Genomic DNA, 14,423 nt, shown 5'->3' on the forward strand with positions numbered 1-14,423 from the left:
GGCAATCCACCGATTTGTCCACAGCCCTTGTGCACAGCATGTTGATACACCTGTGGATGAAGTTGTGGATCGAGCCCGTGTGAGGCTCGTCGCTTTCGGTGCGAGCGCCCCGATCGGGGGTCTGCTCGGGGTCTGCGGGACACCGGCCGGCCGCACCCCGGCGCGTTTTGTCCGACTCGGCTGACCGGCCAACGGCACGAGAGACGCCCGCACGAGAGGCAAGAGACGCCGGCAGGAGAGGCGAAAGGCGCCCGCACAGAGCGGGAAGGGCGCCTGCAGGAGGGAAGGGCCGCCCGCACGAGGACGGCGCCCGCAGGAAGGTAGGAGTACGGCGAGGAGCACTGCTCGGCCGAGCCAGGACCGCCGCAAGGCCGGCCCCAGCGACTCGCCCTACGGCTCCTGCTGCTTGATCCGGTTGGTGAGCTCGGCGATCTGGTTGTACAGCGTGCGCCGCTCGGCCATCTGCCGACGGATCTTGCGGTCCGCGTGCATCACGGTCGTGTGGTCACGCCCGCCGAATGCCTGGCCGATCCGTGGCAATGACAGGTCGGTCAGCTCCCGGCACAGGTACATGGCCACCTGGCGGGCGTTCACCAGCACCCGGGAGCGCGAGTGCCCGCGCAGGTCGTCGATGCTGACGCCGAAGTAGTCGCAGGTCAGTTCCATGATCTGCTCGGAGTTGATCTCCGGTCCGGCGCCGTCCGGGATCAGGTCCCGCAGCACCTCCTCGGCCAGCCCGAGATCGACCGCCGCGCGGTTCAGGCTGGCGAACGCGGTGACCCGGATCAGCGCCCCCTCCAGCTCCCGGATGGAGTTCTGGATCCGGGACGCGATGAACTCCAGCACATCGAGCGGCGCGTACAGCCGCTCGTGCGCCGCCTTCTTCTGCAGGATCGCGATCCGCGTCTCCAGATCCGGCGGCTGGATGTCCGCGAGCAGCCCCCACTCGAACCGGGTGCGCAGCCGGTCCTCCAGGGTGGACAGCTGCTTCGGTGACCGGTCCGAGGTGATGACGATCTGCTTGTTCGCGTTGTGCAGCGTGTTGAAGGTGTGGAAGAACTCCTCCTGGGTGCGCTCGGCGCGCTCCAGGAACTGGATGTCGTCGATCAGCAGGATGTCGGCGTCCCGGTAGCGCCGCTGGAACGCCTGCATCTTGTCGTCCCGCAGCGAGTTGATGAAGTCGTTGGTGAACTCCTCGGTCGACACGTACCGCACCGAGCGGGCGTTGCCGAGGCTCGCCGCGTAGTGCCCGATCGCGTGCAGCAGGTGCGTCTTGCCGAGGCCGGACCCGCCGTACACGAACAGCGGGTTGTACGCCTTGGCCGGCGACTCGGCGACCGCGATCGCCGCCGCGTGGGCGAACCGGTTGCTGGAGCCGATCACGAACGTCTCGAAGGTGTACTTCGGGTTCAGCCGGCTGACCGCGTCGGCGCCGCGGCCGGTGTAGTCGCGCAGCTGGCCACCCGGCCGTACCGGGGAAGCCGAGTCGCCGCGGCCGGTGCCCTCGGAGCCGAGGCGGTGGCCCCGGTCCGGCCGGGCCGCGGCCGGTGGCCGGACCGGTTCGGCGCCGGGGTCGTCGCCGGCGCGCTGGGGCGGTGCGCCGGCCGGTCCGGTGACGGTCGGCGCGGTGCGCCGGGGTGGCGACGCGGCCCGGCTGGCCGTGGGGATGTCGAGGCCGGGGAGCTGCGGCGCCGGAATGCCGAGCGGAAGTTGCCCGTCCGGTTCGGTCGCCCGGCGGTAGTCGTCCGGCTCGGTCCGGTCCTGCGCCGGCGGCGGGTAGTCACCCGGCGTGGGGCGGTAGCCGCCGGGGATGGGCCGGTAGTCCCGGGTATCGGCCGGGTAGTCCCGCCCGTCGTGCCGGTAGCCGGCGGCGTCCGGGCGGTAGTCCGGGGCGTCTGGGCGGTAGTCCGGCCCGTCCGACTGGTACCCGCGCCGGTCCGGCGCGAAGTCGTTGCTCTCGGGCCGGTACTCCGCAGGCTCGGGGCGGAACTCGACGCCCTCCGGCCGGTAGTCGGACCCGTCCGGGCGGTAGTCCGGCGGCGCGGGCGGGTAGTCGCTGGCCGGGCCGCGGTAGTCGGGTGCCGCGGCCCGGAAGTCGGGTGCGGTCGGTGGCAGCGTCGCGCCCGGGTCGCCGGCCACCTGGTCGGGGTCGTCCGACGGCTGCACCGCGACGGCCAACTGGATGGTGCGCCCCAGTCGGCGGGACAGCGCCTCGGTGATGGCCGGACGCAGTCGCGACTCGATCGCGTCGCGGGTGAACGGGTTCGGTGCGGCGATGAACGCGGTGTCCTCGACCAGCGCCAGCGGCCGGGTCAGCCGCAGCCACGCCTGCTGCTGCGGGGAGAGGGTTTCGTTGGCGAGTTCCTCGGTCGCCGCGACCCACACGGCGGCAAGGTTGACCGCGTCGTCGCCCACCGCTGTGCACCCCCTCGCCATCGCGGGCAGCCCCGGTGCTCGGCTGCTGCCCGACCGGCGGCGGCGAACCCGCTGCGGTGCATCGTACGGCGCCGTGAGCAGCAGGCTCGCAAGTTATCCACAGGTCCATCCACAGCCTGTGGATCGTTCTGGAGCTTCCAGTATCAACCAGGGACGAACCGCGCGAACCAGATTCGCGCAGACTCCGGTGAGACGCCGCGATGCCGGACGCCGGCACGCCCGTACACGGTCGCACACCGCGTCCAGCTGTCTTCGAGCCGGGTGCACCGGTAACCGGCGACGCTAACAGCGTGGAGCCCGCCGGGACAAGATACCGGCGCGGGCGGCCGCCCGGGGGCTGCCGGAGCAGCGCGGGTCGGAACCGCCGGGCAGCGTTTGATACCGTAGAGCCGCATGTCTGCGCCCCTTGGGCGCTGCCCGATGACCTGACGGCCACGGCACGCGATCGGGGGTCGCCGACTCTCGACGCGCCAGCAGTTCCGGCGCGGGCCGTACTTTCCCGACGGTACCTGATCTTGGAGAACCTGACGTGAGCAAGCGCACCTACCAGCCGAACACCCGCCGGCGCGCGAAGACCCACGGCTTCCGGCTGCGCATGCGCACGCGTGCCGGTCGCGCCATCCTGGCCGCTCGCCGCCACAAGGGCCGCGCCCGCCTCTCGGCCTGATCCGTACCTGACACGCTGAGTTCATCGTGCTGCCGCCCGCCGCGCGGCTGCGTCGCCGCGCCGAGTTCGCCGCGACCACCCGCGGCGGGCGTCGTGCTGGGCGGGGGCGCTCGTCGTGCACGTCGCGACGCCGCAGCCCGGCACGAACCGGGACACACCGTCGGGCGGCGCGCGGTTCGGCTTCGCCGTTTCCCGGGCGGTGGGCAACGCGGTGATCCGCAACAAGGTCCGCCGCCGGCTGCGGCACCTGGCCAGCGAGCGGTTGGACCAGCTGCCGGCCGGTACCACCGTTCTGGTGCGCGCCCTGCCTGCCGCCGCGGCCCGCTCCTTCCAGCAGCTCGGCCGCGATCTCGACGCGGCCCTCACGGCCGCGACCGCACCGCGCGGGACGCAGCGCCGGAAACCCCCCAGGACGGGGGAAGCATCGTGAACGCCACCACCTACCCGCAGAGCGACGCCAGCTTGCCGGCCGGCAGGGCGGGCCGGGTGCTGATAGCCCCGATCGTCGCGTACCGTCGTTGGATAAGCCCGGCACTGCCGGCTCGCTGTCGGTTCCATCCCTCGTGCAGCGCATACGCGCTACAGGCCGTGACGGTACATGGCGCGTTGCGCGGGGCCGGCCTCGCGATCTGGCGGCTGTTGCGCTGCCAACCGTTCCACCCGGGCGGGTACGACCCGGTGCCGCCGCCTCGGCACCGCGCCGATGTGACTGGAGCCTGAGTAGTGAGTCTGGACTTCCTCTACACCGCGATCTCGTGGGTCATGCTGCGCTGGCACGCCCTCTGGGACGCCATCGGACTCGGCAACAACCAGTTCCTCGGCACCGACTGGGACTGGGTGCTGTCGATCGTGTTCCTGGTGATCACGATCCGCGCCGTGCTGTTCCCGCTGTACGTCAAGCAGATCAAGTCGCAACGCGCCATGCAGGCACTGCAGCCCAAGATCAAGGAGCTGCAGGCCAAGTACAAGGGCGGCGACAAGCAGGCGATGCAGCAGGAAATGATGGAGCTGTACCGCAAGGAGAAGGCGAACCCGCTGATGGGCTGCCTTCCCCTCGCGCTGCAGGCGCCGGTGCTGCTGTCCCTGTTCCACGTGCTGCGCCACCTGAGCAAGGTGACCGGCGACCACAGCAACGCGTTCAAGTCGCTGTACGGCTGGACCGTCGCGCAGTTCGACAGCGCGTCGCACGCCCACCTGTTCGGCGCACCGATCGCGGCGAGCTTCAAGTCCAACCAGGCCACCCTGGACGCGCTCAACTCCAGCGCGCTGCACGTCCGGATCGTCGCCGGCGTCCTGATCGCCGCGATGATCGTCACGACGTTCCTCACCCAGCGGCAGATGATCGCCCGCACCGGCTACGCCACCGACCCGCAGCAGAAGATGATCCAGCGGGTCATGCTGTACGGCGTCCCGGTGATGCTGCTGGTCTCCGGTTCGATCTTCCCGATCGGTGTGGTCATCTACTGGACCACCTCCAACCTCTTCTCGCTCGCCCAGCAGAGCTGGATCCTGCACAAGTACCCGCCGCCGCCGAACGCTGCGAAGGCCGCCGCCGAGGCCGGCAAGCCGCTCAAGGGCAAGGCCGCCGAGGAGGCGCGCAAGGTCGTCGAGCAGCGTCGCGAGGCCGCGAAGGCGCTCGCGCCGAAGCCCGGCGCCAAGCCGGTCCGGAAGCGCACCGCCGCCGGCACCTCCTCCGGTACCGGCGAGGACGGCAGCGCCGAGAGCGGCCAGCCGGCGAAGAAGGCCGGTGCCCAAGCGGCCAAGAAGACCGGCGCCCAGCCGGCGAAGAAGACCGGCGCGCAGCCGGCGAAGAAGGCTGCCGCCGGCAAGTCGACCAGGACCACCGCGGGCAAGCCGGCCAAGAAGGCGGCGCCGGGCCAGGCGAGGAAGACCGGCCAGGGTGGTACGTCCGCGTCTGGCACCGGTCGCACCGGCAAGGGCTCGACGAACGGTACGAAGGTGTCCGGGTCGTCCGGTACCGCGGCCTCCGGCAAGGCAGGCAAGCGGAAACCGGGCTCGTGAGCCGTGCCGCGGCGACGGTGGCACCCTGTCAGGGAGGGGCCGACGCGCTGCGGAGCCGGCCGGCGTGGGGCGACGGTCGGTGGGTGACGGCGCGCGTGGCGTGCCGACAATCAGACAGTGACCGGCGTTCCGTGGGAACGCCCAGCGGACTTGGAGTAACACTGCCGTGACCGATACCAGTACCAACGCGGTGGACGCCGACGAGAAGCCCGAGGCGGCGAACGACGCGCCGGCCGAGGAGTCGGCGTCGGACACCGATGGCGCGCGCGCGGCGTCGGACGACTCCGAGGCGCTGTTCGGCGAGAGCGAGATCGCTGCGGACTACATCGAGGGCCTGCTCGACATCCTCGACTACGACGGGGACATCGACGAGCTCGTGCAGTCCGGCCGGCCGGTCGTCGAACTGGTCGGCGACCACCTGGACCCGCTGATCGGGCAGCGTGGCGCGACGCTGGAAGCGCTGCAGGAGCTGGCCCGGCTGGCCGTCTTCCAGCACACCGGCTCGCCGAGCCGACTGCTCCTCGACGTCGGTGGGTTCCGCGCCGCGCGGCGTAAGGAACTCGGCGCGATCGCGAAGAACGCCGTCGAGAAGGTACGCGAGCACGGGGATCCGGTGAAGCTGGAGCCGATGAGCGCGTTCGAGCGCAAGTGCGTGCACGACGTGATCAACGAACTGTCCGATGTGGAAAGTGAGTCGGAGGGCGTGGAGCCGCACCGCCAGATCGTGGTGCGGGCGGTGAGCTGACCCCGAGCCGTACGAGGAGGGCCGGGCCTGCGGGAGCAGGGCTCGGCCCTTTTTCGTGCGCGGCGGGAGGTGAGCCGGCGGCTGGTTCGGGGTGCTTCGGGATGCTTCGGGGTGCTGTTCGGGGTGCGAGCTACCGCTGCGCGGTTCGGATGCGTGGCCCGTGGCGGGTGTAGCCCGAGCCACTCCGGTGGCTGTTCGCTCCCGACACGTTCCTTGACTCGGGTGATGGTTGACGGATCTGTGTCGGCTGACGCTTGACAGGTGATCGGGCGGTGGCCAGCATCCGGGCCATGCCACGGGTCCGGTTCTTCTTCGACGCGGGCTCCGGGGGAGTTCTGTGGCCGGAGTCCGACCAGGATCAGCAGCGGTACGGCTGTCCGGTCGACCTCGTTCGTCTGCCGGTCGGTCAGCCTCTCCGGGACCAGCTCGCATCGCTGGTCGAGCAGTACGACGGGTCACTGAACTGGGACTACCCGCCCGATCCGGGTCCGTGGCGCGAGCACGAGTGTGAGCGCTTCAACCAGGCAGTACGTCATGCTCTCCGTCAGCTCGGTGAGGAGCTTGGCCCCGGCTGGGAGATCGTCGACGAGTTTCAGGACCTCCACGAGGACCCTGGCCTCGATCGCTACGGGGCCGACCCGCGTCGCTTCCAACGCTGACCGGGGCCGTAGGTCAAGCATCAGCTGATGCACGACTGTCAACCATCACCCGAGACCGGACGTTCGCTCCACGAAACGTGGTGGGCGGTCACCCTGGTTCGCTGTTCGGTTCGGCTGCGTCAGGTGGTCGGTCTGGTTCTGGCCCCGTGTTCGGGTCGGGTGCGTGGCGGCCGGTCCGGCGCGAGGCGGTCCGGTCCGGTCCGCTCCGGGGCGATGCGTTGCGCGCAGCCCTCGCGACGTTCGCTCCGGATACCAGGAAATGGGGGCAGGCGCTGCCGCCGGTCGGCGGGGCCCGGCGCGGGAATCCTGGGCAGGGCTGCGCCCTCTCCTCGCCCCCTCCCCGCCGCCTCCCGCCGAGCGCGGCGCCAGTCGGCCGATGACCGGGATGGCCGATCGGCGGGGCACTCCCTGCCGCGAGCGGCCATCCCGGCCGGCGGTGGGCCATCCCGGCCCGCGGTCCGCCACCCCCGGCGTCAACCGGAATTGGTGGCCGGGATGGACCGTGCCGGGCCGGGTTTCGGTTGCCGGACGGGACCGTGCCGGGCTGGGTTTCGGTGGCCGGACGGGACCGTGTCCGACCGGTTCCGGTCGGCGGATCCTGTGGCCGGGATCGGGCCCGGGTCTCCGTCCCCGGGTCTCCGTCCCCGGATCGGACTCGGCCGGTCGTCCGTGTCCGAGCTTCGGGCGTCCGGTGCTGGGCGTGCGGTCCGTTCGGGCGCCATCGATGCCCCGGAGGGGCGCTGCGGTTTCGGGTGGCGCTCGGTCTGGAGAGCTTCGGCGCACGGTGTCGTCCCGCGGGGCGCCGAACATCTCCGAAGCCCGGTCCGGAGCCGTCCGGCGCCCCCGCCGGTCGCCCGGATGGTGGGATCGAGATTCGTGGCCGGCCGGGCGCCGGGTTTCGGTGATTCGAGTTTTGTCAGTGTCGAATCGGGGCGTGAGGTCCTGGTCGCGGATTTTTGGTGACCTTTTTAGGGCTTAATGCGAAGTTTTCCGGTCCGTGGGGCGGAGGTCTGGTTCGGCGAGTGCCGCGAGTCTTCGCGGACGTTGAGATGTTGATGACTCGGTCGGCACGGCGTCGGGGCCGAGGTGCGTACGGCGTCGAGAATCGGTGCATGGCTGAATCCACCGACCCGAACGCCGGCGCGGGTGCGTTGCCCCCCGAGCTGGCCGATACGGCACGACGGGTGTTCGGGGCCCGGCTGCCGCTGGCCGAGCGATACGCGGAGCTGCTTGCCACCGAGGGCACCCTGCGCGGCTTGGTCGGACCGCGAGAGACGCCGCGGCTGTGGGACCGGCATCTGCTGAACTGCGCGGTACTGGAGGAGCTGCTCCCCGTCGGGTCGGTTGTGGCGGATGTCGGATCCGGCGCGGGCTTGCCCGGTATCGTCCTCGGAGTGGCCCGCCCCGATCTGTCGATCGTGTTGATCGAGTCGCTGGCGCGGCGAACCGCCTTCCTGGACGAGGTCGTCGACGAGCTTCAGCTTTCGCGAGTCACCGTGGTGCGTGGACGCGCGGAGGAGCTGGCGGGTCGGATCGCGCAACCGGATGTGGTGACGGCCCGTGCGGTCGCTTCGTTGGATCGGTTGGCGCGATGGTGCCTGCCGTTGCTCCCGGCCGGGGGTCGGCTCCTTGCGATGAAGGGGTCCACTGCCGCCGAGGAGATCGCGGAGCACGCGGCGCAGATCCGCCGGTCCGGGGGCGACGAACCGCGGGTACTGCAGTGCGGGGTTGGTCTGTTGGACCCGGCGACCACGGTGGTCGAGGTGGTCCGGCGCAGTGGGGTGAACAGCAACAAGAAGAAACGGGGGCGGGCCAACACATGATCTTCGGGCAGTACGGAGGGGTGAGTCGCCACGCCGGCAGCCCATTCGGTACGGATGGGTATGCCGCGGCAAGGTTTCCAAGCCACGGCGTTTCGGCGACACGCGATGGTCATGCCGCACGGATCGCCGTAGGCTTGCCGCACACCGGTACGAACACCGGAACGACGGACATCGGCCACGGCGGTTCGCTGACGCCTCCGCACCGGCGAAACCCGGTCGCTTCCCGGCAGAGCTCGGGTCGGCGCAATGGTGTCGCTGTGGCAGGCTCCCCGATGAGTACCGGTGATTCCCCCAATCGACCGAACGAGGGCAGCATGGCGCGCGAGGACCGACCTGCCGAGCCATCCCCGGCTGGGTACGACGTCAGTCAGCAGCGAATCCGGAAGGCGTTGGCCGAGGTCTCCGTTTCACGTGAAACCGACCCGCTCGACGGGAGCGGTGGAGCAGCTGAGCGAGCCAGGCCCCGTTCCACCGGCACGGTGTATGGCACGCCGCGCCGGCCCGAGTCGTACGACGAGGGGGACGCGCTCGACGACGTGGTGGCCGCCCACGGGAGCGGCTCAGCACCGGTACCGGACCCGCTCGCCAGTGAGCGGACCAGCGCGGTGCCGACACAGCCGACCGGCGCCGTTTCACGTGAAACCGACCTCGACGACGATGATCTCCCGCTCGCCATGGAAGCGCGCCGAGCGGTGCAGATCCTCAACCCGTCCGGCGCGGCACTGATCCCGCGCCCGGCGCACCGTCGCGTCATGTGTATCGCCAACCAGAAGGGCGGCGTCGGCAAGACGACGACGGCGGTCAACATCGCGGTCGCACTGGCGCTGCATGGCAGCCGGGTGATGGTGATCGACCTCGACCCGCAGGGAAACGCATCGACCGGTCTCAGCGTCGAGCACCACTCCGGGCTCAACAGCATCTACGACTGCCTGACCGACGGGCTGCCGCTGGCGGAGGCGGCGCAGACCGTGGAGGGCATCCCCAACCTGCTCTGCGTGCCGGCGACCATCGATCTGGCCGGTGCGGAGATCGAGATGGTCTCGGTGGTCGCCCGCGAGTCGCGGCTGAAGCGCGCCATCGCCGCCTACCAGGAGCCGCTCGACTACGTCTTCATCGACTGCCCTCCCTCGCTCGGCCTGCTGACGGTAAACGCGCTCGTCGCGGCCGAGGAGGTGCTCATCCCGATCCAGTGCGAGTACTACGCGCTGGAGGGACTCGGCCAGCTGCTCCGCAACGTCGAGCTGGTGAAGGCGCACCTGAATCCCGCGGTGTGGATCTCGACGATCCTGCTCACCATGTACGACGGCCGTACCAAGCTCGCCGACCAGGTGGCGCAGGAGGTACGGGAGCACTTCGGTGACGTGGTGCTCGATGCGGTGATCCCCCGCAGCGTCCGGGTGTCCGAGGCACCCGGGTACGGGCAGTCGGTCCTGACCTACGATCCTGGGTCGCGAGGTTCGACCAGTTACTTCGATGCCGCCAAGCAGCTCGCCGAGCGCGGTGCGGCCGCTGGAGGGAAGGCATGAAGAATCGCCGCGGTGGCCTCGGGCGTGGGCTCGGTGCGCTCATCCCCACCGGCCTGACCGACGCGTCCACCGCGACGCAGGAGCCGCCCGTCTCCGCTCCCCCGGTGCCGTCGCCCGCGATGTCGCCCGCGCCGATGCCGCCCGCTCCGGCCGAGGACCGGCTCGACGCCGGTACCCCGGACGCGGACGCCGACCTCGCTCCGGTACCGGGTGCGCGGTTCCGGGAGATCCCGGTCGCCGCGATCGAGCCGAACTCGAAGCAGCCCCGGCAGGTCTTCGACGAGGAGGCGCTCGAGGAGCTGCGGACCTCGATCGAGCAGGTCGGCTTCCTGCAGCCGATCGTGGTCCGCGAGCTGGACTCCGGCCGGTACGAGCTGGTCATGGGTGAGCGTCGCTGGCGCGCGGCGCAGTCGCTCGGGCGGGAGAACATCCCCGCCATCGTGCGGGAAACCCCGGACGACGACATGCTCCGGGACGCGCTCCTGGAGAACGTCCATCGGGCCAACCTGAACCCGCTGGAGGAGGCCGCCGCGTACCAGCAGCTGCTGGAGGAGTTCGGTGCGACCCACGAGGAGCTGGCGAAGCGGATCGGCCGCAGCCGGCCGCAGATCTCCAACACGATTCGGCTGCTGAACCTGCCACCGGCGGTACAGCGTCGGGTGGCGGCCGGCGTGCTGTCCGCTGGGCACGCGCGGGCGCTGCTGGCGATGGACGACGCCGACCGGCAGGATGATGTCGCCAAGCGCATCGTCGCCGAGGGGCTGTCGGTACGGGCGACCGAGGAGCTGGTCGCGCTGACCGCCGGTTCTCCGGCCGGCAAGCGCAAGGAGGCCAACGCCGACAAGAAGCCCACCGCGCACTCCCCTGCGGTGACCGAGTTGGCCGACCGGCTGTCGGACAAGTTCGACACCCGGGTGAAGGTGGACCTGGGGCGACGGAAGGGCAGGATCGTCGTCGAGTTCGCGACCGTCGACGACCTTGAACGGATCGTCGGGATCATGGGAATCAACGGTCGCGCGAACGACTGATCCCTCCACTCCGCTGACGGCGGCCCCGCATTGACGGCGGCCGCCGTTCGCTTGTTCCGGCATCGCTCTCGCGTGACCGATCCTGGGGCCGCCTCGCCCTGACCGGCCGGCCGTCGGCTGACCGTGACCGGGTGATGCGCCGTGTTTCACGTGAAACCGAGGCGCGGACGGGCGAGCGACTCGCCGCAGGCCGCACCGCCGGCCGGTGCTGGTGTCGACTCTGGCCGTTGTCCGGGACGATCGGTTTCACGTGAAACGTGACTGGCGTAGGTGACCCTCGGGACAGCACGGCAGCAAGGAAACGTCGGAGACACATCGGCGTGGTGTCATGCTCGCCGGAGGTGCTCGATGCTCGAACCCGAGATCAGACCGCGGCCTGCCCGACTGGACGACCTGCCCCGGCTGACGGAGATCTACAACCACTACGTGCTGACCACAGCGATCACGTTCGACGTGGAGCCGGTGACGGTCGAGGGGCGCCGCGGTTGGTTCGACGAGCACGCGCCGAAGGGGCGCCATCGGCTCCTGGTCGCCGACTACGACGGGGTGGTGCTCGGCTATGCGTCCAGCAGCCAGTTCCGTGCGAAGCCGGCCTACGAGACGTCGGTCGAGCTGAGTGTCTACCTGGCGCCGGAGCACACCGGGTACGGTGCGGGATCCCTGCTGTACCGCCAACTGCTCGACGAACTCGACGGGGCCGACGTGCATCGCGTGTACGCCGGGGTGTGTCTGCCCAACGAGGCCTCGGTGCGGCTGCACCGGAGCCTCGGATTCCAGTCGGTCGGGGTGTACCGGGAGGTCGGGCGGAAGTTCGGCCGGTACTGGGACGTGCAGTGGTTCGAGCGCGGGGTGGGCACCCCTTAGGGTCTCGGCCCACGGCGTCCCGGGTTCTGGGTGTCCCGGGCCACGGCGGCCCGGCACTGGGTGCCCCCGGGCACTGGGCGTCCCGGACCGCCGGCGTCCCGGGTTCTGGGTGTCCCGGGCCCACGGCGTCCCGGACGCGGGTTGCTTCCCGGTACGGGAGTGGCTCGTCAGGTCGCGCGACGGCGCGGGTACCGCCTCGCTTCGATGGTGTGGGCCCACGGTCATGTCCGCTCGGGCCGGCAAGCTCGCGAAGAGCGGCCAGGTCCAACCTTCCCAAGGCCGTGGGGAGTCTGGCGGGTCACGCACTGACGACGGCGCCGGAAACCGCCTTCCCCAGGCCCGTTGGGGAGCCTGGCTCACCGCTCCACTGCCCCGTGGGGTGCCCCTCCACCGCACTGCGGGAGTCTGAGCTCGCCCGCTACGCCACACTGCGGGGAGGCCGAGTCTCCCGCTGCCGACACTGCGGGGGAGGCTGAGCTTGCCTCCTCCCGCGCAGTGCGGCGAGGGTGCGCTTTCCCGTCCGCCGTCCTGCGGGGACGCTGAGTTCGGTCCTTCCCCGGCCGCGGGAGGGGAAGTGGAGGAGCGCCGTGGAGTACGTCTGGGACCGGGTCGACGAGGTCGGAGCCCCCGAGGAGCTGGTGGAGGTACAGGAGGGGCTGGAGTCCTGGGACGTCGTTCGGGCCTACCGGGGTGCGATGCGGGAGCTGACCGGGGCGGTCGGGGTGCTCGACCTGGGGCCGGGCCGGGCGGCGAGACGACGTACGTCGGGATGGACAACTCGCTCGCGATGGCGCGGCGGGCGCTCGCCCGGGGAGACGGATGGTGGTAGGAGACGCGACGGCACTGCCGTTCGCGGACGCCGCGTTCGCTGCGGTGCGGGCGGACCGGGTGTTCCAGCATCTGGCGCATCCGGTGCGGGCGCTCGCCGAGGCCGCGCGGGTGGCGCGGCCGGGCGGCCCGGTGGTGGTGGCAGATCCGGACCAGTCGACGCTGCTGATCGATGCCGGCGGCTGCCCGCTCGCCGCCGAGGTCACCGAGTTCCGGCGCACGCACGTGCGCAACGCGGACTTCGCCGGAAGGGCGGCCGATGCCTTCGAGACGGCCGGGCTGATCGACGTCGGTGCCCGCCGGTGGCGGCTCACCCTCACCGACCCGGCCCGCGCGTTCGGGATCATCACCTGGGGACAGGCGATGGTCGAGGAAGGGCTGTTCGATCGACGGCAGTGCCGCGAGTGGGAGCAGGCGCTCGCCGCGGGCCCGTTCCGGTACCAGCTCGACTACGTGGTCACCGTGGGGTTCCGCGCGGCGTGACGGTGCCGGCGGGCGCGAGGTGCGCGGACACGAACGTCAACATCGCGGGTGCCGCGAGCTGAGCCAGGTGCCAGGTGTGCGCCGAGTCCTCGGTACGGGTGGTGACGTGCTGGCCGCAGGCCCGCAACGCCGCAGCCAGCCGCACGTTGTCGCGGCGTTCCGGTGCCGACGCGTGCCGCGGCCAGTCGAGGAGCACCGGGACCGGCGCGGCGAACCGCATGGTCGGCAGGTAGTCGAGGATTCGGTTGTGCCGCAACAGATCCGGCCGATCCTGCAACGCCGTCGACTCCGGGCCGGCGCCGGCCGTGGGGTACGGCTCCAGCGCGGCGATCGAGCCGAACCGGCCGGTGTGGTGCAATCCCAGGTTGAGCGCGCAGAACCCGCCGGAGGACATCCCGGCGAGGGCCCTCCCCCGCCGGTCGGCGATGGTACGGAAGTGCCGGTCCAGGTAGCCGGGCACGGTGTCGTCCGCGGCGGTGCCGGTCAGGAACGATTCGAGCTTCGGGCCGGACACCGCGTCGAGGCATTCGGTGTCGTGCAGCCCGCCGAGCGTCGTGTCCGGCATGGCGACGATCATCGGGCGGGCCTGACCGCGCGCGATCAGCTCGTCGAGTACCGCCCGCAGCCGTCCCGCGATCAGCCAGTCGTTGCTGCGGCCCGGCCACCCCCCGTAGAGGTACAGCACCGGGTACCGCCGGGTGTCTCCGCGATACCCGGGCGGCAGGTAGACGTACATGGTCTGAGCCGGTACGGACAGCCGCGGCGAGCCGAGCCGCACCGACACCACCGCCGAACCGCGCCCGGCCGGCAGGTCGCGGTCACCGTGCACCCGTGGCGGCCCGGTGAACCCGAGTACCGGCGGGATCGCGGCCGGCGTGGTCACGTAGCCGGCGTAGCTGTTGAGGCCCAGCAGCAGCCCGCCGACCACCCCGACGACGGCGATCACGACGATCGGGCTGCGCCGCCGTGGCCGGCCCCGCCGCCACCGCAGGACCACCAGGCCGACCACGGCCGCGACGGTGCCCAGCATCACCCCGGCCGGCACCCACCACGAGGTCATCGGCGTCGGAGGACCCACCAACGCCGTACCGAGCATGATCGCCTCCCACCCCCCACGCTACGACCCGCCCCCGCGACGCAGCCCGCAATCGGATGGACGGCCGCAACCTGCTGATCGGCGACGCGCGGTCGATCGCCGCTCAGCAGGTTGCGGAGGCTCCGGAACGGCCAGCGCCTGGAGCGAGCGCCGGGTGGGCCTGGCTCCTCCGCGTCTGGAGCGAGCGCCGAGTGGGCCGGCCTTCCCACCGCGCTGCAACGAGTGCCCGGGCGGGCCGCCGTCTCC

General features: G+C 71.2%; 11 protein-coding genes and 2 pseudogenes. 11 read left to right on the top strand and 2 right to left on the bottom strand.

Features of this window, described 5'->3' with window-relative positions; genetic code table 11:
• Window positions 1-390: 390 nt before the first annotated feature.
• Window positions 391-2,415, bottom strand: a complete 2,025-nt coding sequence (gene dnaA, locus Athai_RS31460; RefSeq protein WP_275422615.1) for a chromosomal replication initiator protein DnaA — start codon at window positions 2,413-2,415, stop codon at window positions 391-393.
• 550 nt (window positions 2,416-2,965) lie between these two features.
• Between dnaA and rpmH the strand changes: the two genes are divergently transcribed.
• From rpmH to Athai_RS31515, 11 genes and pseudogenes are all read left to right on the top strand, one after another.
• Entirely contained in the window at window positions 2,966-3,103 is a 138-nt protein-coding gene (gene rpmH / locus Athai_RS31465) for a 50S ribosomal protein L34 (RefSeq protein WP_084131065.1), read from the top strand.
• A 26-nt stretch (window positions 3,104-3,129) separates the two neighbouring features.
• Window positions 3,130-3,533, top strand: a pseudogene (rnpA, locus tag Athai_RS31470) (ribonuclease P protein component).
• A gap of 56 nt (window positions 3,534-3,589) precedes the next feature.
• A complete protein-coding gene (gene yidD, locus Athai_RS31475; protein WP_203966544.1) occupies window positions 3,590-3,823 on the top strand; it encodes a membrane protein insertion efficiency factor YidD in 234 nt (77 codons plus the stop codon).
• A 3-nt stretch (window positions 3,824-3,826) separates the two neighbouring features.
• Window positions 3,827-5,125, top strand: coding sequence for a membrane protein insertase YidC (yidC, locus tag Athai_RS31480; protein WP_338028168.1), 1,299 nt, complete (start codon window positions 3,827-3,829; stop codon window positions 5,123-5,125).
• Window positions 5,126-5,291: 166 nt separating this feature from the next.
• Window positions 5,292-5,870 (top strand): Jag family protein, encoded by a 579-nt coding sequence (locus tag Athai_RS31485; protein ID WP_203964841.1) that lies wholly within the window; start codon window positions 5,292-5,294, stop codon window positions 5,868-5,870.
• Window positions 5,871-6,142: 272 nt separating this feature from the next.
• Window positions 6,143-6,529, top strand: coding sequence for a hypothetical protein (locus Athai_RS31490; protein WP_203964842.1), 387 nt, complete (start codon window positions 6,143-6,145; stop codon window positions 6,527-6,529).
• 1,112 nt (window positions 6,530-7,641) lie between these two features.
• Window positions 7,642-8,352, top strand: a complete 711-nt coding sequence (gene rsmG, locus Athai_RS31495) for a 16S rRNA (guanine(527)-N(7))-methyltransferase RsmG (protein ID WP_203964843.1) — start codon at window positions 7,642-7,644, stop codon at window positions 8,350-8,352.
• A gap of 272 nt (window positions 8,353-8,624) precedes the next feature.
• On the top strand, window positions 8,625-9,878 hold the full coding sequence (locus Athai_RS31500) for a ParA family protein (RefSeq protein WP_420829856.1): 1,254 nt from the start codon (window positions 8,625-8,627) through the stop codon (window positions 9,876-9,878).
• Window positions 9,875-10,906 carry a ParB/RepB/Spo0J family partition protein gene (locus Athai_RS31505; RefSeq protein ID WP_203964844.1) on the top strand — a complete coding sequence of 344 codons (1,032 nt, stop codon included), beginning with the start codon at window positions 9,875-9,877 and terminating at the stop codon, window positions 10,904-10,906. Before Athai_RS31500 ends, Athai_RS31505 begins: the two co-directional genes overlap by 4 nt.
• 348 nt (window positions 10,907-11,254) lie before the next feature.
• Window positions 11,255-11,770 carry a GNAT family N-acetyltransferase gene (locus Athai_RS31510; protein ID WP_203964845.1) on the top strand — a complete coding sequence of 172 codons (516 nt, stop codon included), beginning with the start codon at window positions 11,255-11,257 and terminating at the stop codon, window positions 11,768-11,770.
• A gap of 792 nt (window positions 11,771-12,562) precedes the next feature.
• Window positions 12,563-13,081, top strand: a pseudogene (locus Athai_RS31515) (methyltransferase domain-containing protein); the annotation flags it as partial.
• On the opposite strand, the gene Athai_RS31520 reads toward Athai_RS31515, so the two are convergent.
• On the bottom strand, window positions 13,056-14,177 hold the full coding sequence (locus tag Athai_RS31520) for an alpha/beta hydrolase (protein WP_203964847.1): 1,122 nt from the start codon (window positions 14,175-14,177) through the stop codon (window positions 13,056-13,058). The pseudogene Athai_RS31515 and the gene Athai_RS31520 sit on opposite strands and share 26 nt — an antisense overlap.
• Between the last annotated feature and the right edge of the window lie 246 nt (window positions 14,178-14,423).

It is taken from the genome of Actinocatenispora thailandica, from assembly GCF_016865425.1.
Classification (GTDB): domain Bacteria; phylum Actinomycetota; class Actinomycetes; order Mycobacteriales; family Micromonosporaceae; genus Actinocatenispora; species Actinocatenispora thailandica.

Excerpts from the sequence above, each read along its gene's own strand:
- Athai_RS31520 (WP_203964847.1), bottom strand. The coding sequence starts at position 14,177 with ATGCTCGGTACGGCGTTGGTGGGTCCTCCGACGCCGATGACCTCGTGG.
- rsmG (WP_203964843.1), top strand. The coding sequence starts at position 7,642 with ATGGCTGAATCCACCGACCCGAACGCCGGCGCGGGTGCGTTGCCCCCC.
- Athai_RS31500 (WP_420829856.1), top strand. The coding sequence starts at position 8,625 with ATGAGTACCGGTGATTCCCCCAATCGACCGAACGAGGGCAGCATGGCG.
- Athai_RS31505 (WP_203964844.1), top strand. The coding sequence starts at position 9,875 with ATGAAGAATCGCCGCGGTGGCCTCGGGCGTGGGCTCGGTGCGCTCATC.
- Athai_RS31510 (WP_203964845.1), top strand. The coding sequence starts at position 11,255 with ATGCTCGAACCCGAGATCAGACCGCGGCCTGCCCGACTGGACGACCTG.